The 21,389-nt window shown below is 71.2% G+C and carries 17 protein-coding genes; 8 read left to right on the top strand and 9 right to left on the bottom strand.

From position 1 onward, the window contains the following. Positions 1-318: 318 nt before the first annotated feature. Positions 319-1,350, bottom strand: a complete 1,032-nt coding sequence (locus AB0383_RS37535) for a hypothetical protein (RefSeq protein ID WP_364173197.1) — start codon at positions 1,348-1,350, stop codon at positions 319-321. 186 nt (positions 1,351-1,536) lie between these two features. Here AB0383_RS37535 and AB0383_RS37530 point away from each other — a divergent pair, with 186 nt between their 5' ends. From AB0383_RS37530 to AB0383_RS37520, 3 genes are all read left to right on the top strand, one after another. Then, on the top strand, positions 1,537-2,457 hold the full coding sequence (locus AB0383_RS37530; RefSeq protein WP_364173200.1) for an ABC transporter substrate-binding protein: 921 nt from the start codon (positions 1,537-1,539) through the stop codon (positions 2,455-2,457). Positions 2,458-3,497: 1,040 nt separating this feature from the next. Next, the gene (locus AB0383_RS37525) at positions 3,498-4,811 is read left to right on the top strand and encodes an NtaA/DmoA family FMN-dependent monooxygenase (RefSeq protein ID WP_364173202.1); all 1,314 of its coding nucleotides are present in this window, start codon (positions 3,498-3,500) and stop codon (positions 4,809-4,811) included. 181 nt (positions 4,812-4,992) lie between these two features. Next, positions 4,993-5,781, top strand: coding sequence for an endonuclease/exonuclease/phosphatase family protein (locus AB0383_RS37520; protein WP_364173204.1), 789 nt, complete (start codon positions 4,993-4,995; stop codon positions 5,779-5,781). Positions 5,782-5,793: 12 nt separating this feature from the next. Here the strand turns inward: AB0383_RS37520 and AB0383_RS37515 are convergent, their stop codons facing one another. From AB0383_RS37515 to AB0383_RS37505, 3 genes are all read right to left on the bottom strand, one after another. Then, positions 5,794-5,982, bottom strand: coding sequence for a hypothetical protein (locus AB0383_RS37515; protein WP_364173207.1), 189 nt, complete (start codon positions 5,980-5,982; stop codon positions 5,794-5,796). Positions 5,983-6,018: 36 nt separating this feature from the next. Further along, positions 6,019-6,891 (bottom strand): hypothetical protein, encoded by an 873-nt coding sequence (locus tag AB0383_RS37510; protein WP_364173209.1) that lies wholly within the window; start codon positions 6,889-6,891, stop codon positions 6,019-6,021. A 282-nt stretch (positions 6,892-7,173) separates the two neighbouring features. After that, positions 7,174-8,022, bottom strand: a complete 849-nt coding sequence (locus AB0383_RS37505; RefSeq protein WP_366189809.1) for a helix-turn-helix transcriptional regulator — start codon at positions 8,020-8,022, stop codon at positions 7,174-7,176. 101 nt (positions 8,023-8,123) lie between these two features. On the opposite strand from AB0383_RS37505, the gene AB0383_RS37500 reads away from it, so the two are divergent. Beyond that, complete coding sequence (locus AB0383_RS37500) at positions 8,124-8,888, top strand: SDR family NAD(P)-dependent oxidoreductase (RefSeq protein WP_366189808.1); 765 nt, start codon at positions 8,124-8,126, stop codon at positions 8,886-8,888. On the opposite strand, the gene AB0383_RS37495 is transcribed toward AB0383_RS37500, so the two are convergent. Then, the gene (locus AB0383_RS37495) at positions 8,837-9,838 is read right to left on the bottom strand and encodes an RNA polymerase subunit sigma-70 (protein ID WP_366189807.1); all 1,002 of its coding nucleotides are present in this window, start codon (positions 9,836-9,838) and stop codon (positions 8,837-8,839) included. The genes AB0383_RS37500 and AB0383_RS37495 overlap by 52 nt on opposite strands. A 103-nt stretch (positions 9,839-9,941) precedes the next feature. On the opposite strand from AB0383_RS37495, the gene AB0383_RS37490 reads away from it, so the two are divergent. Then, positions 9,942-10,847, top strand: coding sequence for an SDR family oxidoreductase (locus tag AB0383_RS37490; RefSeq protein ID WP_366189806.1), 906 nt, complete (start codon positions 9,942-9,944; stop codon positions 10,845-10,847). A 26-nt stretch (positions 10,848-10,873) separates the two neighbouring features. Here the strand turns inward: AB0383_RS37490 and AB0383_RS37485 are convergent, their stop codons facing one another. Then, positions 10,874-12,334, bottom strand: a complete 1,461-nt coding sequence (locus AB0383_RS37485) for an amidohydrolase family protein (RefSeq protein ID WP_366189805.1) — start codon at positions 12,332-12,334, stop codon at positions 10,874-10,876. A gap of 765 nt (positions 12,335-13,099) precedes the next feature. Between AB0383_RS37485 and AB0383_RS37480 the strand changes: the two genes are divergently transcribed. Further along, positions 13,100-16,327 (top strand): S8 family serine peptidase, encoded by a 3,228-nt coding sequence (locus AB0383_RS37480; protein ID WP_366189804.1) that lies wholly within the window; start codon positions 13,100-13,102, stop codon positions 16,325-16,327. Here AB0383_RS37480 and AB0383_RS37475 read toward each other — a convergent pair. Both AB0383_RS37475 and AB0383_RS37470 read right to left on the bottom strand, forming a co-directional pair. Beyond that, positions 16,324-17,043 carry an aquaporin gene (locus AB0383_RS37475; protein ID WP_366189853.1) on the bottom strand — a complete coding sequence of 240 codons (720 nt, stop codon included), beginning with the start codon at positions 17,041-17,043 and terminating at the stop codon, positions 16,324-16,326. The two genes, AB0383_RS37480 and AB0383_RS37475, sit on opposite strands and share 4 nt — an antisense overlap. A gap of 224 nt (positions 17,044-17,267) precedes the next feature. Continuing rightward, a complete protein-coding gene (locus AB0383_RS37470; RefSeq protein WP_364173233.1) occupies positions 17,268-18,416 on the bottom strand; it encodes an ROK family transcriptional regulator in 1,149 nt (382 codons plus the stop codon). A 127-nt stretch (positions 18,417-18,543) separates the two neighbouring features. Here AB0383_RS37470 and xylA point away from each other — a divergent pair, with 127 nt between their 5' ends. Continuing rightward, positions 18,544-19,692: a xylose isomerase gene (gene xylA, locus AB0383_RS37465; RefSeq protein ID WP_364173236.1), complete on the top strand. Its 1,149-nt coding sequence runs from the start codon at positions 18,544-18,546 to the stop codon at positions 19,690-19,692. A gap of 106 nt (positions 19,693-19,798) precedes the next feature. Next, on the top strand, positions 19,799-20,356 hold the full coding sequence (locus tag AB0383_RS37460) for a hypothetical protein (protein ID WP_366189803.1): 558 nt from the start codon (positions 19,799-19,801) through the stop codon (positions 20,354-20,356). Positions 20,357-20,378: 22 nt separating this feature from the next. On the opposite strand, the gene AB0383_RS37455 is transcribed toward AB0383_RS37460, so the two are convergent. Beyond that, entirely contained in the window at positions 20,379-21,383 is a 1,005-nt protein-coding gene (locus tag AB0383_RS37455) for a sugar phosphate isomerase/epimerase family protein (protein ID WP_366189802.1), read from the bottom strand. Between the last annotated feature and the right edge of the window lie 6 nt (positions 21,384-21,389).

Here is a 21,389-nt window from a genome sequence, read left to right as displayed (position 1 = left end):
GTCAGATCGGGGTGTCTACGATCTTTGCCCGTTAGGTGGGGTTTCGTCAATCCACCGGGCGTACCAGTGGGGGTTTCACCACGGTGCTGAATCGGTTCCGGTGGTGCAGACCACTGGCAGCGTTGTCAGGCGTCTTCCGCCCCCAGGGCAACGTGGCGCCTGCTGCGTGGCGACGAACTGCTCGGCGAGATCTTCCTCGACGGCAGCAGCGACTTCCGCTGGCTGTCGGGCCGCTTCGCGCCGCAGCCGGGGTTCGCCAAGGCGAGAAGCTGCCCGGTCGAGGAGGGCACCGCCAACCACGGCCTCGCGACTCCCGGCTCAGTGCCAGGCTTCCGGCTCCGTCCTCACCACCGCGTCCCGATCCGCGGCCTCCTCGATCGCCAGCGCGATCCGGTGGTCCTCGATCCCGTCCGCCAGCGGATACGGCGCCGGCCCCTCACTGCGGACCCAAGCCCCCGTGTCGGCCAGCAGGGTGGCGATCGCGATCTCCTCGTCGTTCCAGCGGCGGCCCTGGTACGGGTTCCGGTAGAGGACCTCGGAGCCGAACGTGAGGTGGTCGGTGTCGAAGCCGTCGAGGTCGAGGTCGTAGCCGGTCTGGCGGCGGACGATCGGGGTGTGGGTGATGGTGCGGTCGCCGGTCAGCCGCAGGACGTCCTGGTCGGCCAGCTCGCCGCGGGTGCCGCGGACGAGGAGGCGGCGGTGCAGGAGCTGGTTGTGCCACTGGTTGTCGGTGAAGTCGTAGACGCCGAGGCCCTCCGCGAAGACCACCGTGGCGAACGTCGTCACTGCGGGTTTGGTCTCGACGACGTCGGCCCAACCCGCGCGTGACAGGGGGTCGGCCAGCAAAGCGGTGGTCCGCGTGGCCCGCACCTCCACCGGGCCGCGGCCGGCGCCGAGGAAGGTCCGCATCGAGGACACGGCGTGGTACTGGTGAGTGGAGGACACGTCGACGCGCGTGATGTCGCCGATGACGCCCGACCGGGCCAGCGCAATGCGGGCGGCGTGGGCGGGCATCCGGCTGTACTGCTCGGCGACCTGGATCAGACCACTCTCGCCGACGTCGTGCCACAGCGCCCGGAGACCGTCCAGGTCGGGCGCGGGCGGCGTCTCCGCGAGCACCGGCACGCCGCGGCCCACGAGCTCCCGGATCAGGCCCGGCGTAACGTGCCACGGCACCGACGTCACCACGAAGTCGGGCTTGCGCCGGAGACACTCGTCGAGCGAGGTGAACACGGGCACCGGCAGCTCCTTGGGGCTGCGCGACACCACGCCGATGCAGTCGAGCTCGTCCGCGAGCCGCCAGAAGTACTCCGCGCGCCAGCCGGACCCCACGATCGCGTAACTCGTCACGTGATCAACCTATCGGCTCGCATGACCTTTCGGACCGATATTTCTGGCCGTGAATCGGGAATAACCGCTGTCCACAGCAGACGTCGGCCCCATGTGATTCCCACGATGTGGTTTCTGTCGGTACCCGTCTATAGGGTCCCAATGATCGGTCACCAAGACCGTTCTCGAACCGAGGAGTGTGGGCACGTGCGCTGGACCCGGACCATCCGAGCGGGGGCGCTGCTGGCCGTGGCGGCGCTCGGCCTCACGGCGTGCGGTGGCGGCGGCAGTGACCAGCCGGCTGCGCAGAGCAAGGGCGGCGCGCCGATCGTGGTGGCGTCGTTCAACTTCACCGACAGCCAGATCCTCGCGGAGCTCTACGCGGGCGCGCTGGAGGCGAAGGGCTACCCGGTCACGCGCAAGCTGAACCTGGGTTCACGCGAGCTGATCTACCCGTCGCTGAAGAAGGGTGAGCTGCAGTTCGTGCCGGAGTACCAGGGCGCGGCCATCGCGACGGGCTTCGGCAAGGACGCGGTGAAGGACGCGGCCGGTGAGCACAGCCAGCTGGCCGAGCTGTTCAAGCCCGAGGGCATCGGCCTGCTGAACTACGCGCCGGCCGAGGACAAGGACGTCTACATCGTGAAGGCCGACCTTGCGAAGTCCAAGGGGATCTCCACGATCGGCGACTTGAAGAAGCTCAACAAGGTCGTGATGGCGGGCGGTCCGGAGTGCGAGACGCGGCTGCCGTGCTTCAAGGGCTTCCAGGACGTGTACAAGCTCACGAACGCGACATTCAAGACCGTGCAGGAAATCGGCCCGCGGGTGCAGGAGCTCGACTCGGGTGGCGCGACCGTGATCCCGGTCGACTCGGTGAGCCCGGTCGCCGGCGACTCGAAGTACGTGGTGCTGAAGGACGACCTCGGGATCGAGCCGACGGAGAACGTCGTGCCGGCGGTGAGCCAGAAGGTGCTCGACGAGCGGGGCGCGGACTTCGCGGCGGCGGTCAACGCCGTCAGCGCGAAGCTGACCACCAACGAGCTGCGCGACCTCAACAGCCGCGTCGACTCCGACGGTGAGCCGGCCGCCGACGTGGCGAAGGACTGGCTGAAGCAGCAGGGCCTGGCCTGAGGTTTCGGTATGGCGGGTCGGGTTGCGGTCGTTCCCTCCGCTCTGTGGCCCGGACGCCACGGGGTGGAGGGGCCCCAGCCGCTGCTGCGACCCGGGCGAGGCCCTGGCGAACCCGCCCGAACGGCCCGACGGCCGCAGCGAGGCACGGGCGCCGCGTCGAACGGTCGAAGGGAAGCCGCCCAGCCGACTGCGGTGGCGCTGGCGCCCGCAAGCCCAAGCACCACACCCACGGCTGCGGCTGCGGCTGCGGCTACGGCGAGGTGCGATCAGGCCACCACACCCCAACCAACCACAGCAGTACCCACCACAACCCAACCGCTACGACCCCACCCACCCCGACAAACCTGCCGCTGCGGCGAGGTGCGGTCGGGCCACCGAACCGGCCGCCGCATGGCGGCGAGGGCACCCGCCCACAAACCCACCGACCAAGCCGCCCACAGCCCGCCACGCCGCACGACCACCCGAAACCGCACGGCAGCTGCGGCGAAGTGCGGTCGGGCCACCGAACCCGGCCACCCCAAGGCGGCGAGAGCATCCGCCCGCAACCCCACCGACCAAGCTGCCCACAGCCACCACGCCACACGTACAACCCGAAACCGCACGGCAGCTGCGGCGAGGTGCGGCCAGGCCACCGAACCAGCCGCCCCATGGCCGCAAGGGCACCCGCCCACAACCCCACCGACCAGCAGCCCACAGCCGCCACGCCACACCGCCAACCCAAAACCGCACGGCAGCTGCGGCGAGGTGCGGTCGGGCCACCGAACCCGGCAACCCCAGCCAAGCCGCCCCCAACCGCCGCGCCACACGGCCAACCCGAAACCGCTCGGCAGCTGCGGCGAGGTGCGGCCAGGCCACCGAACCCGGCCACCCCAAAGCGGCGAGAGCACCCGCCCACAACCCCACCCCCGGCAACCCCAGCCAAACTGCCCCCAGCCGCCACGCCACACGGCCGGCCCGAAACCGCTCGCCGAAAGCTGTGAGCCGCCGCGGTGAGCCGGAACCACAACGCCCGTGACAACACTGCTTGAGGAGCCCAGCTCATGAGCGCGCGACCGTTGCACTTCAACGCCTTCATCTGGCCCAACGGCTACCACGAATCAGCGTGGCGGGTCGTCGACGACGACGTACGTGGGGTCCTCGGCCTGCCGTACTACGCGGACATCGCCCGTACGGCCGAGCGCGGTCTGCTGGACACGATCTTCCTCGCCGACAACATCGCCATCCCCGAGTACCGGGTGGCGCACTTGCCGCAGACGCAGTTCGATCCGATCTCCGTCCTGTCCGCGTTGGCGGCGGTCACCAGTCACATCGGGCTGATCGGCACGGGGTCCACCACGTACAACAAGCCGTGGGAGCTGGCACGGCGGTTCGCGACGCTGGATCACCTCAGCGGGGGCCGGGCGGGGTGGAACATCGTCACCACCGTGACGTCGCTGGCGGCGGCCAACTTCGGCGAGGCCGCGCACCCCGATCACGCCGACCGGTACGCGCGGGCGCACGAGTTCGTCGACGTCGTCACGCGGGCGTGGGACAGCTGGGAGGACGGCGCCCTCGTGGGCGATCGGCCCGACGGCGTGTGGGCGGACCGCGCGAAGCTGCACGCGCCGCGGTTCCGCGGGGAGTTCTACGACGTCGAGGGCATCCTGCCGTTCCCGCGGTCGCCGCAGGGGTGGCCGGTGCTCGTGCAGGCGGGACAGTCGTCGGCGGGGATCGGGTTGGCGGCGCGGTTCGCGGAGCTGGTGTTCTCGGGGCCGCCGTCGTTGGAGGCGGCCGTGAAGTTCCGCACCGATCTGCACGCGCAGGCCGCGGCGGTCGGGCGGGCGCCCGAGCAGGTGCTGGTGTTGCCCGCGTTGATGATCACGCTCGGCGATACCGAGGCTGCCGCGCAGGAAAAGGCCCAACGGCTGGAGGAGCTGTCCAGCGAGGAGTTCCGGTGGCAGAACGTGCTCTACACCGCCGGGCTCGATCCGGACGCGTTCGTCCCGGACGCGCCGTTGCCCGCGGAGCTGCTCGACGCGCCGGCGGCGTCGAGCCGGGCGGCGCAGCTCGTCGAGGCGGGCCGCGCCGAGCCGACCGCGACGCTGCGAGAGCTGACCTCGGCCATGAAAAGCGGTGCGGGTCAGTACCACTTCGTCGGCACGCCGGAGCAGCTGGCCGACCACATCCTCACCTGGCAGGACGCGGGCGCGGTCGACGGCTTCACGATCATGGGCTCCACCCTCCCCTACGAGCTGACCACCTTCGTCGACCACGTGGTGCCGCTGCTTCAGGCGAAGGGCCGCTTTCGCACGGAGTACACCGGGTCGACTCTGCGCGAGCACCTCGACCTGCCCCGGCCCGCGGGGCGGGGCTGACGCGGAGGTGGGTGACGGAAGCCGCCGGCGCGGCCTCGGTGGTGTCCGCGATCGCGAGAAACCGTAGTGGCGCAACGGAAGGCGCCCAACTCCGGTATGAAGGTTGCCCGCCGGACGTCCACCCGGTGAACTCTTGCCGAGAGGTCTTCGGGTGGCCCGGCCCGGGCCGCAGGATCTGCTCGTGACCCAACGTTTCGCTGCGCGTCTGCGCACTGTGCTGTTCTGTCTGCTGGCCTTCGGGCTGCTGTCCCCCCTCGCCACCGCCGGTGCCACCGAGGCCGGGCACGGGCGGTCGCCGTACTCGCTGTTGCAGATGAACGTCTGCTCCAGCGGCTACGCCGGCTGCTACCCCGGCACCGAGTACCCGAAGATCGTCGACGAGGTCGTAGCCAAGATCAAGGCGAACAACGTCGACGCGGTCACCCTCAACGAGGCGTGCAGCGGCGACGTGGCCCAGGTCGCCGCGCGCACCCGCTATCACTACCGGTTCGCCACGGTGATCTACAACGGCGCCCCGCTGGCCTGCAAGACACCGGAAGGCCGCGGGTTCTTCGGCAACGCCGTGCTGACCAAGGACACGATCCGCGCCTCCCAGGACGCACCGTACTCCGTGTTCAGCGGCGTGGAGCAGCGCCGCTGGCTCTGCGTGACGACCGCGCGCGGAGTGGACGTCTGCACCAGCCACCTGTCGACCGACGGCGAGGCCCCCGGCACGACGAACTCCGTCCAGTGCACCGAGCTGACCGCGGTGCTCGCCGCCCGGCACCGGCCGACCATCTTCGCCGGTGACGTCAACCGGCACGCTTCGTGCGCGCCGCAGGGCCAGTGGACGCTGACCGACGCGGCCGCCGCCAAGGACCCCGGCATCCAGCACTCCTACGGCACCCTCGCGGCGCCCCGTGCGGAGATCGAACCGACGACCTACACCGACCACGACGCTCTCCTGGTCCGCGCCGAGCTCCGGCGGTGACCGCGCCGGCTCTCACCCGCGCCTGTTGGCCACGATCGACCGCACCAACGTCCCCGGCCGAGCCAACGTCGCCGGGTGCGCCAGCAGATACGCGACCTCGTCGAACCGGCGCGCGATCTCCGGCTCGAACACCGACGCCGCCACGATCTGCCCGATCGCCCGCTTCTGCAGGCGATAGCCGCGGGGGTAGGGGCCGTCCACATGGGGCAGTTCGAGGTCGCCGACCGTGGAGAGGCCTCAGGCGGCGTCGACGATCACGCGTTGAAGGGCGAAGAACGTGTGGGCCGGCGCGGCCAGATCAGGGCCACTGCGCAGGTACTCCGAAAGGCACGAAGCGTGCAGGGCGGCGCAGGACATGCCCTGGCCGTAGATCGGGTTGAAGGACGCGACGGCGTCACCGGTGGCCACGAGCCGCGCGGGGAAGCGGCGCAGGCGGTGGAACTCGCGGCGGCGGCTGTCGGCGTGGCGGTAGGTGGTGATGCCGCCGAGCATCTCGTCGGCGGCGATCGCGCCGAACTCGCCGGGCAGCGCGGTGCGGCACAGGTGGACGAAGTCCTCGGGCGTGCAGCCCGGGCGCTGGTCGAGGTAGCCCGACAGCGTGACCATCCACTGGTCGTCCTCGATCTGGCACAGGGCGGCGGCCGCGATGCCCGACGGGTCGCCCGGCGAGTGCATCGACACGCCCGCGCGGGCCTCGGGCTGCTCACCGGTCCGGCGCAGCACGGCGGTGGTGTAGTTCAGGTCGATCCGCATGCGGGTCATCGGCGGCTGCTCCCGGCCGGCCGTCCGCGGCCAGTCGCCGAGGCGGCTGGAGCGGCCCATGGCGTCGACGATGAAATCGGCTTCCTTCCGTCCACCCTTGCACTGGACGGCGGTGACCGCGGTGTCCGAGAACTCCGGCCCCGTCACGCGCGCGACGACCGATCGGACATTCGGCGACGCCACCGTGTGCTCCCGGATTTGCGCTACGAGGAACGGCCGGCTGCTGCTGAGCATGTCCGTGTCCGAGCCGACGATCTTGCGCACGCCGTCGGAATACGTGCTGCGCAAGCGGGCCGGCGCGAGCCTCGCCCCGGCCGCCACGGCTTTCCGGGTGAGCCGGGGAACCACCGTTCGAGCTGGCGCAGCGCGGCCGGCAGCAGCACGTGCGTCTGCGACCCCCGCGACGCCCCCGGCCGTGCGCCGGGCCCAGGGTCATCGCGCTCCAGCACCACGACCTCCTCGGCGTGGTCCGCCAGCGCCCGTGCCGCGAGCAGCCCGCGACGCTCCCGCCCAGCACCACGGCGGACTTCACCACCACCGGCCCCGCCACCGGCGTGCGGGGATCACTCAGCCGCGCGAAACCTCAACGGGCGACATCCTCGAAAACCACGGACACGGACCGCGAACCGATCAGCGAGCCGGAGCGGGGAACTGCTCGTGCCCCAGCACTCCGAGCAGCTGGATCTTCTCCGCCGCCTCCGTCCGCGGCGCTGCCGTGAGCACCAGCAGCGACTGCGACCAGTCCTCCGTGAACAACGCCTGGCAATCCACCTCGATCGGACCCAGCTGCGGATGGATCAACGTTTTGTGGTCCTCGAACCGCCTCGCCACCTCGTGCCGTTCCCACAGCTCGGCGAACTCCGCGCTCTCCTGCTGCAACGCCCGCACCAGCTCGCCGGCGCGGGATTGCGGCCCCATCGAGCCGTACGCGGCGCGCAGGCCCGCGACTTGGGCGCGGCTCTGGCGGGCGCGGTCGGCGGCCGGGTAGATGAGGCGTTCGCCGGGGTCGGTGAACCAGCGGTAGATGCCGCTGCGGGCGAGGCCGGTGTGGTGGGAGTGGTCGCCGTAGAGGGCGTCGGCGAAGCGGTTCTGCACGAGGACCTCGCCGAGGTTCGACAGGATCAGCGCGGGCGTGTCGTCGAGCCGGTCGAGGACCCGCAACAACGCCGGCGCGACGTGAGTGGCAACGGCGACGGCCGAAGGCGCGTTGCGGCCGGAGATCTGGAACAGGTAGTCGCGCTCGCCGGCGTCCAGGCGCAGCGCGCGGGCCAGCGACGCGAGCATCTGCTCGCTCGGCTGCGGACCGCGCTGCTGTTCGAGCCGGGTGTAGTAGTCGGTGGACATGGCGGCCAGCGAGGCGACCTCTTCACGCCGCAGCCCAGGAGCGCGACGACGCGCGCCCGCGGGCAGGCCGACGTCCTCGGGTTGCAGCGCCTCCCGGCGTCGGCGCAGGAACTCCGCCAGTGTCGAACGATCCATGACACTCAGTATCCGGCTCACGCCGGGCGCGAACCAGGGATCGCCGATCCCCCGATGAGCGGTCTCTGCACCTCAGCCTGGCGAAGCGCGAAAGTCGTGGCATGGACATCAGCGGAAACACCGTCTTCATCCCCGGCTCGACCAGCGGCATCGGCCTGGCCCTCGCGCTCGAGCTGCAGGCGAAGGGCAACACCGTGATCATCGGCGGCCGCCGCACGGAGCTGCTGCGCGAGATCGCGGTGCGGCACCCCGGGCTCGACACCGTGCGGATCGACACCACCGACCCCGCGAGCCTCGACGCCGCCGCCAAGGAGGTGCTCGCGAACCACCCCGACCTCAACGTGCTGGTCACCATGTCCGGCATCATGCGCGTGGAGGACTGGCACCGGCCCGAGTCCTTCCTCGCGTCGGCGGAATCGGTCGTGACCACCAACGTGCTCGGCCCGATCCGCCTCATCGCCGCCTTCGTGGAGCACCTGCAGACCCGCCCCGACGCGACGATCATGACCGTCTCCTCCGGTCTCGCCTTCACACCGCTGAAGGTGACGCCGAGCTACAACGCGTCGAAAGCCGCCATTCACATGCTCAGCGAATCGCTGCGCCTGCAGCTGGCCGACACGTCGGTGAAGGTCCTGGAACTCGAACCGCCGTCCGTGCAGACGGACCTGCTGCCCGGCCAGGCCGGCAACGACCACGCCCAGCCGCTCGACGAGTTCGTCAGCGAGGTCATGAACCTCATCGAGACCCAGCCGGACGCCCGCGAGATCCAGGTCGAGCGCGTCAAGTTCCTCCGCTACGGCGAAGCCCGCGGCGACTACGACCAGGTCGTCGCCGCCGTCAACGCCTCCGACTCGCACGGCGACTGAGCCACGGCGAGCTCGGCCGGGAGCCCGAACAGGCCGAACAGCCGCGGCTCGAGGTGCGCCTCGAGCGCGGCGACCCGGTCGCCGGCGACGTCGACGACCAGCACCGCGAAGGCCTGCAAGCCGCCCTCTTCGTGGTAGATCGCGAAAGCGGGCGAGCCATTCGCCTCGATCGGAACGAGCCTTGACGCACGGCACGGGCTGTCCTCGCGCCGGAACCACCGCGAGATCTCGGCCCGGCCGGCGAGCCAGAGGCCGTAGGGCGGCATGGCGAGCGTGGCGTCCTCGTGGAGCAGAGCGGTGAGGGCGGGCACGTCGTAGCGTTCGTAGGCCTCGACGAACCGGGCGAGCAGCGCGCGCTGGGAGTCGGTGAGTCCGGCCGCCGGCGCCGGGCGCTCGGCGAGGCGCCCCCGCGCGCGGCGCAGCAGCCCGTTCGCGGCGGCTACGGTGATGCCGAGGAGCCCCGCCGTCTCGTCCGCGCTGAACTTCAGGACATCACGCAAGATCAGCGTCGCGCGCTGCGGTGCGGACAGCGTGTGCAGGGCGGCGACGAAGGCGAGGCGCACCGATTCGCGCCGCACCACGGTTTCCGCCGGGTCGGGGCCCGGCGCCAGGAGCCAGCGATCGGGTGCGGGGCCGACCCACCTCGCCGGTTCCCCCACGCCGAGCGGCGAACTCGCGTCGCCGGCCGCGGTGACGTCGACGGGGTGCTCCCGGCGAGGCCTGCGCCGGAGCTGGTCGAGGCAGACGTTCGTGGCGATGCGGAACAGCCACACGCGCGGGCTGGCGGCGCCGGTGAAGCCGGCGCGCCCACGCCAGGCCCGCAGCATCGTCTCCTGCACGGCTTCGTCGGCATCGACGGCCGAACCGAGCATCCGGTAGCAGTAGCCCAGCAGCTCCGGCCGATGCCGGGAGTCGAGGTCGGTCCAGTCGTCAAGGGTGGTCGGCGTCACAACCCCGGCAACGCGCCGGACGTCCGGTGGATTCCGCGGTCAGTTCGCGGGCAGCGCTTCGTCTACAGGGATCGACAGGGAAATTCGACGAAGGAGTCACCCCATGATCCTCATCACCGGCGGCACCGGGCTCACCGGTTCGGCTGTCGTGCGCGAGTTCGTCCGGCAGGGTCACCCGGCGCGGGCCCTGGTCCGCAGGCCACTGCCGGCGTTGCCCGGCATCTCCACGGTGCACGGCGACCTGCTGGCGCCGGACACGCTCGGCCCGGCGCTCGACGGCGTCGACACGGCTGTCCTGATCTCCGGCGCGGACGGCCGGATGGCCGAAGCGCAGGCCAACCTGATCGACGCCGCCGCTCGGTGCGGTGTCCGGCGGGTCGTGAAGGTGTCCGGAATGGGCACAGACCCGGATTCGAGCTTCCGGTTCGCGCGGCTGCACGCACGGATCGAGGAGCACCTGCGCGCGTCCGGCCTCGCCTGGACGATCCTGCGGCCGAGCCAGTTCATGCAGGTCTACCTGCGAGAAGTGCCGACCATGCTCGCCGACGGCGAGCTCGCCCTGCCCCTCGGCGCCACCCGCCTGGCCCCGATCGACGTCGAGGACATCGCGAAGGTCGTCTACGCCGCGGCCACCTCCGACGGTCACGAATCGGCCGTTCACGAGATGACCGGACCGCAAGCGCTGACCATGGCGGAGGTAGCCGAAATCCTGATCGGCATCGTGGGACGGCCGATCCGCTACGTCGACCTCTCCCCTGAGGAGCATCACCGCCGCGTCGTCGCGGCCGGAATCCCGGCGGAGTTCGCCGACGACGTCGCCGCGCTCTTCCGCCTCCGCCGCGCGGGGAGCCCGGAGTCCACTGTGGACACCACCGTGTTCTCGGAGCTCGGCCTCCACCCGACGTCCTTCGCCGACTTCGCCGCCCGCGCGGCTCCGCTCTTCCGCGGTGAGGTGACGCCGGATCGGTTGTGGGCCTCGGGCTGGCAGGCCGGTAGCGCCGCCCGCTGACGCGCCGCACCGGCCCGCTTGCCGGCTCACGCCAGATGCGTCGGCTTCCCGGCCAGGATCGTCGCTGTGAGCGGCATGTCCCGCAGCTGCGCCGGGGACAGGTGCGACGGGTCGGCCGCCGTGATCATCAAGTCGGCGACGTCGCCGACGGCGATCCCCCGGCGTCCGCCCGAAGCCGCGGCCAACGCGTCCGCCAGCGGGATCGCCTGTTCCGGATGCCAGGCCGGCCGGTCGTCGTCCGTGCGGCCCACGGCGGCGGCGACCCCGTCCCACGGGTCCAGCGGCGCGACCGGCGCGTCGGAGCCGATTTCGAGGCGGGCGCCGGAATCCAGCAGGGCGCGGTAGGCGTAGGCGCGGTCGGTGCGGCCGTACCAGTGGCGGTCGGCGACGTCGCGGTCGTCGGGCTGGTGGGCGGGCTGCACGCTCGCCACGAGATCCAGCCCGGCGAACCGCGGAATGTCCTCGATCGACAGCAGTTGCGCGTGCTCGATGCGGCCGGGGCAGCCGGCGGCGGCGAACGCGTCGAGGGCGATGGTGTTGGCCTTGTCGCCGATGGCGTGGAGCGCCGGCACCAGGCCGTTTTCCCACGCCCGCCGCATCAGCGGCTCGAGCTCCGAAGGCGGAAGCTCAAGCAGGCCAGGGGAATCCGACTCCGGATAGGGGTCGTGGCAATACGCGGTGCGGGTGTTGAGCGAACCGTCCACGAACAACTTGAACGGCCCCACGCTCAGCAACCCGCCGCCGGCCGGCAGCACGTCACCGGTCCGGTGGCCGCAGGCAACAGCGACGTCGAGCAACAGCCGCGAAATCACACAGGACACCCGCGTCGCCGGTGCCGCCGCGGCAACACGGCGGGTCCAGTCGGTGACGGTGTCCGCGTACTCGTAGTCCACGATCCCCGTCACACCACGGGAAGCCGCCGCACTGAGCGCGTCGGCGACCCAGCGGTCCTGCACGTCCGGTGAGGCCGACGGCAGCGCGGCCGTGGCGGTCATGCAGTCGTTTTCCAGCAGCACGCCCGTCGGGTGATCGCGGCCGACCAGCTTGAGCGCGGCGGGACTGAGCCAGAGCGTGTGCAGATCCGCGCTGAACAACGCGACCGCGCGGCCCGGCAACGCGCGCTGCAGCAGGTCCTTGTGCGGTTTGTCCGGCCAGAGCCCGTCACGGAAACCGGCGCCGACAACGAGGTCGCCCGGCCGGTCGGACGTCTCCAACAGCCGCCGCAGCAGCAGTTCCACCGCTTCGGCCGCCGAACGCGCGTCATCCAGCGGGATGCGCCGGCGGAAGGTGGCCCACTGCAGGGCGTGCACGTGGGCGTCGACGAGACCGGGCAGGAGCGTGCCGCCGTGGCCGTCGAGCACGCGCGCGGCGAAGCCCGAACCGGTGCCCGGCTCCTCGATGGCGGCCACGCGGCCGTCGTTCACACGCACGTCGGCGAGGCCGCCGCCCAACCCGACCCGCACCCGGCGGAGGAGGAGATCGTCCATCCGCCCAGCCTGCCAGTCCGGTACGGGGGAAGGGAATCACCGGCACGACGAGATCACCGCCACCCCGTCACTGCCCGAACGGGTGACGAATGTGCGATGCTGGGAATGCGGGGATACTCCCCCTTTGTTGAACGAATACATGGCAGCCGTCGCCCGCCGCAGGGTCAGGGCCGGTCAGGGGCGCCGCCTTCACAAGCCGCGCAGGGTTCGACTCCCTCGGTTGCCACGAGCGAGTGGGTGGACTGTGTCCGCGGGAAGCGCGGACCGGGCTCGCTCGTCGTATCTCCGGGGGTGCAACCCCCGGGCCCGCCTGGAGGGCTTCGCCCCCGGACCCCCGACGGTGGTCACCTTGGCGAGTCGCCTCCCCCGGGCCCCTGCGGTGGTCGCCGCCTTGCCAGGCCGCCTCCCCCGAACCCCGCAGTGGTCACCTTGGCGAGTCGTCTCCCCCCAGGCCCCCGCAGTGGTCGACTTGCCAGGCCGCCTCCCCCGAACTCCTGCGGTGGTCGCCTTGCCAAGCCGTCTCCCCCCGAACCCCGCAGTGGTCGCCTTGGCGAGTCGTCTCCCCCGGCCCTCTACGGTGGTCGCCTTGATAGGCCGCCCCCCGGGACTCCTGTGGTGGTGGCGTCGTTGGGCCATCGGGCGCGGGATCCTCGGGGTGGTCGTCCTGTCAGGCCCTCGGGTTAGGCCGTTCGTCTCACGCCGAATTGCGGCCGATAGGCTGACTGTCTGATTGATGCGGATGGTCCCGACCTGTGTACTGCTCCGATGACACAGCAGAGATCACGCTGGAGACGGCGGGCAGGGATCACCCTCCTCGCCACCGCCCTCGGCGTCGCCCCCGTCGGGGTGCCCGCTGCGCTCGCCGCGCAGCCCCCTTCCTCCCCCGGAAACCCCACCGCCACTGACGGCAAGACCCTCGACGACGGTGACCGCGCGCTCGTCGCCGAAGCCCAGCGGGCCGGCAAGCGCACCGTGACGCTGCTGGTCGCCGCCGAGCGCGGCCGCTCGAGCGCCGCCGTGAACGACCTCAAGGCCCTCGGCGGCGTGGTCGAGTCCACGGACGCGAAGCTCGACTACGTCAAGGTCTCCGTGCCCGTCGCGAACGCCGAGAAGGCCGCGAAGCTCAAGTCGGTGAACGCCGTGGACGTCGACGGCCTCATCCACCGCGACGACCCGAAGCCCGAAGGCGCGGCCAACCCGATCCCGCAGCCGGCTCCCGGCAAGAACACCCCGCGCGTGAACCCGTACCTGCCCACCGGCGACACCTACGCCGCGCAGTTCGGCCAGACCTTCGGCGGCTGGGACGGCAAGGGCACCACCGTTGCCGTGCTCGACTCCGGCGTCGACCTCGACAGCCCAGCGCTGGCCAAGACCAGCCACGGCGACCGCAAGATCGTCGACTGGTACAACGCCAACGCCACCAACTCCGGCGACGGCACGTGGGTGCAGCAGTCCACCCAGACCTACACCGGCACCTTCGCGTCGAACGGCCGCGACTGGACCGCCCCCGCCACCGGCGGCCCGTACACCTTCGGCCTGTTCAAGGAGACCGCGGGCGACCTCGGCGGCGCCGGCAGCGAGACGGGCGGCGACCTCAACCGCGACGGCGACCGCGCCGACTCGTGGGGCGTACTGCTCGACACCGCCACCAAGCAGGTGCGCGTAGACCTCGACGGCGACGGCGACTTCACCGACGAGAAGCCGATGTCGGACTACGCCAAGAACTTCGATGTCGGCTACTTCGGCACCGACAACCCGGCCACCGAGCGCGCCGAGCGCATGGCGTTCGTGGTACAGACCGACAAGCCGGGCTTCGTGAACATCGGCATCGCGGGCGCCGAGCACGGCACGCACGTGGCCGGCATCGCGACGGGCAACGACCTGTTCGGCGGCAAGATGGACGGTGCCGCCCCGGGTGCGAACGTGATGGCCGTGAAGGTGTGTCTCACCACGGACTCGTGCACCTCCAGCGGCCTGCTCGACGGCGTGGTCTACGCCGCGAGCCACGGCGCCGACGTCATCAACATCTCCATCGGCGGCTTGCCCGCGCTCAACGACGGCAACAACGCGCGCGCGGAGCTCTACAACCGCACGATCGCCGAGTACAACGTGCAGATCTTCATCTCCGCGGGCAACTCCGGCGCGGGCGCGAACTCCGTCGGCGACCCGTCGGTGGCCACGGACGCGATCAGTGTCGGCTCGTACATCACGCGCGAGACGTGGCTGTCGAACTACGGCTCGAAGGTGTCGAAGGCCGAGGCGCTGCACCCGTTCTCCTCGCGCGGCCCGCGCGAAGACGGCGGCTTCAAGCCGGACATCATCGCGCCCGGCGCGGCGATCTCCACCGTGCCGCGGTGGGAGGCACCGGGTCCGGTCGCGGGCACGTACGAGCTGCCCGCCGGGTACGCGATGCTTCAGGGCACGTCGATGGCCTCGCCGCAGGCGACGGGCGCGGCGGCTCTACTGGTGAGCGCGTACAAGGCGACGCACCACGGCCGGCGTCCGCCGGTCGCGGCGCTGCGTTCGGCGATCAAGTCCACAGCGCGTTTCGTGCCGGGCATCGGCGCGTACGAACAGGGCGCCGGGCTGTTCAACGTGCCCGCCGCGTGGGTCGCGCTGTCGCTGAACCCGAAGCCGGACGCGGTGACCACCGCCGTCGACGTGCACACGGTGCAGGCCAACCTGCTGAAGCCCACCCCGGGTGTCGGCGTCGGCATCCACGACCGCGAGGGCGTGACCGTCGGAAAGTCCTACACGCGTACGTACACGCTCACGCGCACGTCCGGTTCTTCTCGTCCGGTGGTGTATTTCGCACGCTGGGTGGGCAACGACGGAACATTCTCCTCGGGTTCCCTGGTGTCTTTGCCCCTGAACAAGCCCGTTTCCTTCCAGGTCAAGGTGAACCCCAAAAAGGCCGGGGCGCATTCGGCGCTGCTGTACCTGGACAACCCGCTGACGATCGGCGTCGACGTGCAGACCATGAACACGGTCTTCGCGCCGGCGGAGTTCGCCTCCTCGGGCACCTTCACCGCGTCGGGCACGATCGCGCGCAACCAGTCGGTGAGCTACTTCCTGCGCGTGCCGCAGGGTGCGAGCTCGCTCCAGGTGGACCTGACCGGTGGCGGCGACCCCGGCAAGGGCCAGGTGCGCTTCCTGCGCTACGACCCGACCGGCGTTCCGGTCGACAGCAACACCTCCACCAACTGCTACAACCCCGACGCGGGCGCGGGCTGCGTCGGCGGCACGCCGACCAGCCGCACGCTGACCAACCCGCTGCCGGGCGTCTGGGAGATCACGGTGGAGGCGCGGCGGACGTCCGATGTGGACACCGCGCCGTACAAGCTGACGGTTTCCGCGCTGGGCACCGCGATCACGCCCAACCCGGACGACATCGCGTCGGCTCCGCTGGGCACCGCGGTGGCGCGCACGTACACGGTGAAGAACTCGCTCAAGGCGTTCACCGGGCACGTGGTCGGCAGCACGTTCGGCAGCGCGAAGATCACGCGGCCGACGATCGCGCAGGACCAGTCGGCGCAGACGCCGCTGACCGTGCCGTCGGGTTCGACCTCGCTGACGGTGACGATCGGCAACACCGCCGACACCGCCGCCGACCTGGACCTGTCGGTGTACAACTGCAGCAACGGTTCGTGCGTCCTCGCGGGCCAGAGCGCCGACGGTGACTCCGAGGAGTCGGTGACGATCCAGAACCCGGCGGCGGGCGCGTGGGTCGCGGTCGTCGACGGGTACTCCGTGCCCACCGGGACCACGGCGTACGACTACCTGGACGTGTTCGCCAACCCGTCGTTCGGCGGCGTCACGGTGACCGACCCGGTCGCCGCGCACGCCTCGGGCACCACGTGGACCGTGCCGGGTGTCGTGACGGCCTCGGCCGCCCCGGGCGCGGACCGCGTGCTGCGCGGTCAGCTCTCGGTGGTCGACGAAGCGGGCGCGACCGTGGGCAGCGGAATCGTGCTGGTGCGTTCGGTGAGCTAGGTGCTTTCCGGGGAGCGCGGTGTCGCGCTCCCCGGAAGCACGCCCTGCGCGGCCTTCTCCCCGCTACGGCCACCGCCGGGGCCACGCAGGACGTACGCGATCCCCACCGCGATGAGTCCCCCGGCGATCGGGCCGACGAGGTAGGCCCACCAGGACGTCCAGTCGCCCAGCGCCAGCGCGGGCCCGAGCGAGCGCGCCGGGTTCATCGACGCGCCGCTCACCGGCGCTGCCCACAACCCGGCCGGCGCGATGTAGCTGCCCACGGCGATCGCCGCCAGGGGCCCGACCTGCTGGGCGCCCGAGGCGCTGCCCAGGATCACGCTCACCAGCCCCGTGGTCAGCACGAGCTCCCACAGCATCGCCGTGACGGTGCTGATCCCGCTGCCGGGCAGCGTGAGCCCGGCGTCGCCCTGCTTGCCGAGCAGCGCCCACAGCAGCAGTGTGGCCAGGGCCGCGCCGACGAACTGCGCCACGAGGTAGGCGGGCACGCGTTTCCAGGGGAAGTCACCGCGCGCGGCGAACGCGAGTGTCACCGCCGGGTTGAGGTGGGCGCCGGAGACCGTGCCCATGAACAGGATGATCGCGGCCACCATCAGCGCGAGGGCCACAACCCGCGCGGACGTCGGGATGGCCGAGCCGCCGAACCGGGCGTTGACGACCCCGCCGCCCACGGCGACGAGGACCAGCAGGAAGGTGCCGAGCACCTCGGAGAACAGTCGCCGCCCGTCGTAGCGGTCGTTCCAGAAGTCGAACTAGCCGGCCACGGAGTTCGGCCGGCCGATCGAGCGCAACGCGACTTCGGCGTGGCGCACCTGCGTCTGGTCGGGTGTCCGGGTAGTCGGCTGGGCGGTCATCGAACACCTCGATCCGGCGGGGACTGGCCGTCATCGTCGGCCCGCCGGTGCCGCGGTCACCTCACCCGTCGGGAGATGAGCCGGGATCACGCGCGGGTGAGGAACGGGCCCGGGTCGGCCAGCACGTGGTGAATGGTGCGCCCGGCCGCGCCCAAGGTGGCGGCGTCGCCGCCCACAGTGGACGGTGCGAGCGTCGGGACCGAGCCCCGCAGGCGGCCCAGGCGGCCCGCCAGCACGGTCTCCGCGGCGGGGGCGAGCCACGGGAAGAGCGGGGCGAAGACACCGCCGAGCACCACGTGGTCGAGGTCGAGCAGGTTAACAGCCGAGGACAGCGCGAGGCCGAGCGCTTCACCCGCCGCGGTGGTGGCCTTGGTCGCGGTGGGATCGTTGGTGCCGAGGGTGCGCAGCAGCTCGTGGACGCTCGTGACGCCCGCGGCTTCGAGCAGAGCCTCTTGTCCCGCATAGGTTTCCAGGCAGCCGGACGCCCCGCAGCGGCAGCGTGGGCCCGTCGGGGACACGACGACGTGGCCCAGTTCGCCGGCGAGACCGTGGGTGCCGGGGAACAGCGCCGAGTCCACGACCAGGCCCGCACCGATGCCGACCTCGCCGGAGACGAACAGGAAATCGGACGGGCCGGCGCCGAACCAGAGCTCGCCCAGTGCGCCGAGGTTGGCCTCGTTGTCGAGGGTGACGGGCACGGGCAGGTGCAGCATGTCGGCGGCGCGGACGTCGCGCCAGCCGAGGTTGGGGGCGCTGAACAGCACGCCGTCGCCGACCGGGCCGGACACGGCGAGGACGGCGCCGGCGACGGTCAGGTTGTCAGCCGCGGCGAGGGCCGTCTCGGCGAGGTTTTGCAGCTCCCCCAGCACTTCCTCAGGGCGGGAACCGCGGTTGTCACGCTCGCGGCGCTCGGTGAAGCGCACGGTGCGGGCGAGGTCGAGCAGGCAGACGGCGAGGTAGTCGACGTTGATCTCCAGCCCCAGCGACGCCACCCGCGCGCCGGACAGCACGACCTCGACGCCGGGGCGGCCGCGTTCGCCCGCGCGGGCCGGGCCCGTCTCGGCGAGGAAACCGGCGTCAAGCAGGTCACCGACGAGCTTCGACACGGTGGACTTGGTGAGGCCGGTGAGCTCCGCGAGCGCCGCGCGGGTGAGCGGGCCGCGCCCGGCGACCTCGCCGAGCACCAGCTCGAGGTTGCGCGCGCGCATCGAGTCGTGCCGCACCGCCTGCGTCATCCCCGTGGCCTCCTCCCGGAACTGTACCGAGGCCCCGGTGAAGCGGCGGCCCTTGACGGGCGGGCCTCCGGGGCGCATATTTAGTCTACAACGTGAACTAATTGGTACTCGATTGAAGGGGACCGTCATGACCGACTTCGCGCCCACTCCGGACGACAAGTTCTCGTTCGGCCTGTGGACCGTGGGCTGGCAGGCCGCCGACCCGTTCGGCGTGGCGACGCGGCCGGCGCTGGACCCGGTGGAGAGCGTGCACCGCTTGGCCGAGCTGGGCGCGTACGGCGTGTCCTTCCACGACGACGACCTGCTCGCCACCGAGCCCGACCGCGACGCGGCCATCAAGAAGTTCAAGGCGGCGCTGGAGGCCACGGGCCTGAAGGTGCCGATGGCGACCACCAACCTGTTCACGCATCCCGTGTTCAAGGACGGCGGCCTGACCAGCAACGACCGCGACATCCGCCGGTACGCGCTGACGAAGGTGCGCCGCAACCTCGACCTGGCCGCCGAGCTGGGCGCCTCCACGTACGTGCTGTGGGGCGGCCGCGAGGGCGCCGAGTCCGACGCGGCCAAGGACGTGCGCGCCGCGCTGGACCGCTACAAGGAGGGCCTCGACCTCCTGGCCGACTACGCCGTGTCCCAGGGCTACGCCATCCGGTTCGCGCTGGAGCCCAAGCCCAACGAACCCCGCGGTGACATCCTCCTGCCCACGATCGGGCACGCGCTCGGCCTCATCTCGCAGCTGGAGCGTCCCGAGCTGTTCGGCCTCAACCCCGAGGTCGGCCACGAGCAGATGGCCGGCCTGAACTTCGTGCACGGCATCGCGCAGGCCCTGTGGCAGGGCAAGCTCTTCCACATCGACCTCAACGGCCAGCACGGTCCCAAGTACGACCAGGACCTCATCTTCGGCCACGGCGACCTGACTTCCGCGTTCTTCCTGGTGGACCTCCTGGAGAGCGCCGGCTACGAGGGCCCGCGGCACTTCGACTACAAGCCGCTGCGCACCGAGGACGCTTCGGACGTCTGGGAATCGGCCGCCGCGAACATGCGGATGTACTTGATCCTGAAGGAAAAGGCCGCCGCGTTCCGGGCGGACCCGGAGGTGGCCGCGGCGCTGTCGGCTTCGCGCGTCGACGAGCTGTCAGTCCCGACGGTCGCCCCGGGCGAGACGCTGGACGACCTGGCCGCCGACTCGTTCGACGTCGAGGCGGCGGGTAAGCGGGGTTACCACTTCACCCGGCTGAACCAGCTGGCATTGGAGCACCTGCTCGGCACCCGGTGACGGATTTCCCCGGTGGCGGGGTAGGCCGTTTGCTGGTCGCGAGGTGGTCTGGGCGACTATCTTGTGTTCTCGCCAGCGCGGTCCCCGCCACCGAGGAGTCCCCACCATGACCGACGGTCCACAGCAGAGCCCGGGCACGCCGGAAACCCAGCCGGACGCGAGTTTCCCGCCGCCGCCACAAGGGCCCGTGCTGCGGTACACGCCGGGACAGCCGCCCGCGGCCGAGGCCGGGCGGCTGAGCGGCGGGACGCAGCAGGCGTGGTCCGCGCCCGCTGCGGCGCCGCCGCAGCCCTCGGCTCCCCTGCCGCCGCAACCCGGCCTGCCCCCGTACCCCGGGCCGCCGCAGCAGCAGTGGACCGGGCAGCCCGGGATGGCTCAGCAAGGGCCGGTGAAGAGCGGCGTGCTCGCCGTGGTGGCCTTCGTGGTCGGGATCGTGGGCCTGATCGTCCCGTTCCTGCCGGTCGCGATGGACGACGCGCACCTGGGTGGCTCGCTCGACCTCCGGGCGTGGATCGGGTTGCCGTTCGCACTGGTGGCGCTCGCTTTGGGAATCGCCGCGTGCATGGGACGGCGGCGGATGAAGGCGCTGGCCATCGTGGGCATGGTGTTCGCAGCCCTCACGCTGGTGGTCGTCGTCATCATGATCGCCAACCGCCTGACCTGAGGGCCACGCCGGTCCGACAGACCTAGGGCTTCGACGAGAAGGCCGCGTCGAACGCCGCCGTCGGGGGTGTGAAGTTCAACCGCTTCACGAACTCCAACGCCTCCGGCGCGCCGGTCAAGCGGTCCATGCCGGCGTCTTCCCATTCGATCGAGATGGGGCCGTCGTAGGCGATGGCGTTGAGCATGCGGAAGACGTCTTCCCACGGGACGTCGCCGTGGCCGGTCGAGACGAAGTCCCAGCCGCGGCGCGGGTCGGCCCACGGGAGGTGCGAACCCAGCCTGCCGTTGCGGCCGTTGAGCTGCTTGCGGGCTTCCTTGCAGTCCACGTGGTAAATGCGGTCCTTGAAATCCCACAGGAAACCCACGGGGTCGAGGTCCTGCCAGACGAAGTGTGACGGGTCGAAGTTCAGGCCGAAGGCCGGGCGGTGGCCGATCGCCTCCAACGTGCGCACGGTGGTCCAGTAGTCGTAGGCGATCTCGCTCGGGTGGACCTCGTGGGCGAAGCGGACGCCGACCTCGTCGAACACGTCGAGGATCGGGTTCCAGCGGGCCGCGAAGTCCTCGTAGCCGCGGTCGATCATCGACTGCGGCACCGGCGGGAACATCGCCACGGTGTGCCAGATGGACGATCCCGTGAAACCGACCACAGTGGACACGCCCAGCAAAGCGGCTGCCCGCGCGGTGTCCTGCATCTCCGCGGCCGCCCGTCGGCGCACGCCCTCCGGTGAGCCGTCGCCCCAGATGCGGGCGGGCAGGATGGCCTCGTGGCGCTCGTCGATGGGGTGGTCGCACACGGCCTGGCCCACCAGGTGGTTGGAGATCGTCCACACGCGAAGGTCGTACTTGGCCAGCGTGTCCCGTTTGGACCGCACATACCCGCCATCGGAAAGCGCTTTGTCGACTTCGAAGTGGTCGCCCCAGCAGGCGAGCTCGAGGCCGTCGTAGCCCCAGCCGCTCGCGAGGCGGCAGACCTCCTCGAAGGGCAGGTCGGCCCACTGCCCGGTGAACAGTGTCAGCGGTCGTGCCATCGAAAA

Origin of the sequence: Amycolatopsis sp. NPDC051373, from assembly GCF_040689465.1 — a bacterium.
Classification (GTDB): Bacteria; Actinomycetota; Actinomycetes; order Mycobacteriales; family Pseudonocardiaceae; genus Amycolatopsis.
The sequence above is the reverse complement of the archived record's forward strand: the minus strand, read 5'-3'. Positions and strand labels throughout refer to the sequence as shown.

Excerpts from the sequence above, each read along its gene's own strand:
- AB0383_RS37500 (WP_366189808.1), top strand. The coding sequence starts at position 8,124 with ATGGACATCAGCGGAAACACCGTCTTCATCCCCGGCTCGACCAGCGGC.
- AB0383_RS37460 (WP_366189803.1), top strand. The coding sequence starts at position 19,799 with ATGACCGACGGTCCACAGCAGAGCCCGGGCACGCCGGAAACCCAGCCG.
- AB0383_RS37525 (WP_364173202.1), top strand. The coding sequence starts at position 3,498 with ATGAGCGCGCGACCGTTGCACTTCAACGCCTTCATCTGGCCCAACGGC.
- AB0383_RS37480 (WP_366189804.1), top strand. The coding sequence starts at position 13,100 with ATGACACAGCAGAGATCACGCTGGAGACGGCGGGCAGGGATCACCCTC.
- AB0383_RS37470 (WP_364173233.1), bottom strand. The coding sequence starts at position 18,416 with ATGACGCAGGCGGTGCGGCACGACTCGATGCGCGCGCGCAACCTCGAG.
- AB0383_RS37455 (WP_366189802.1), bottom strand. The coding sequence starts at position 21,383 with ATGGCACGACCGCTGACACTGTTCACCGGGCAGTGGGCCGACCTGCCC.
- AB0383_RS37490 (WP_366189806.1), top strand. The coding sequence starts at position 9,942 with ATGATCCTCATCACCGGCGGCACCGGGCTCACCGGTTCGGCTGTCGTG.
- AB0383_RS37485 (WP_366189805.1), bottom strand. The coding sequence starts at position 12,334 with ATGGACGATCTCCTCCTCCGCCGGGTGCGGGTCGGGTTGGGCGGCGGC.
- AB0383_RS37505 (WP_366189809.1), bottom strand. The coding sequence starts at position 8,022 with ATGGATCGTTCGACACTGGCGGAGTTCCTGCGCCGACGCCGGGAGGCG.
- xylA (WP_364173236.1), top strand. The coding sequence starts at position 18,544 with ATGACCGACTTCGCGCCCACTCCGGACGACAAGTTCTCGTTCGGCCTG.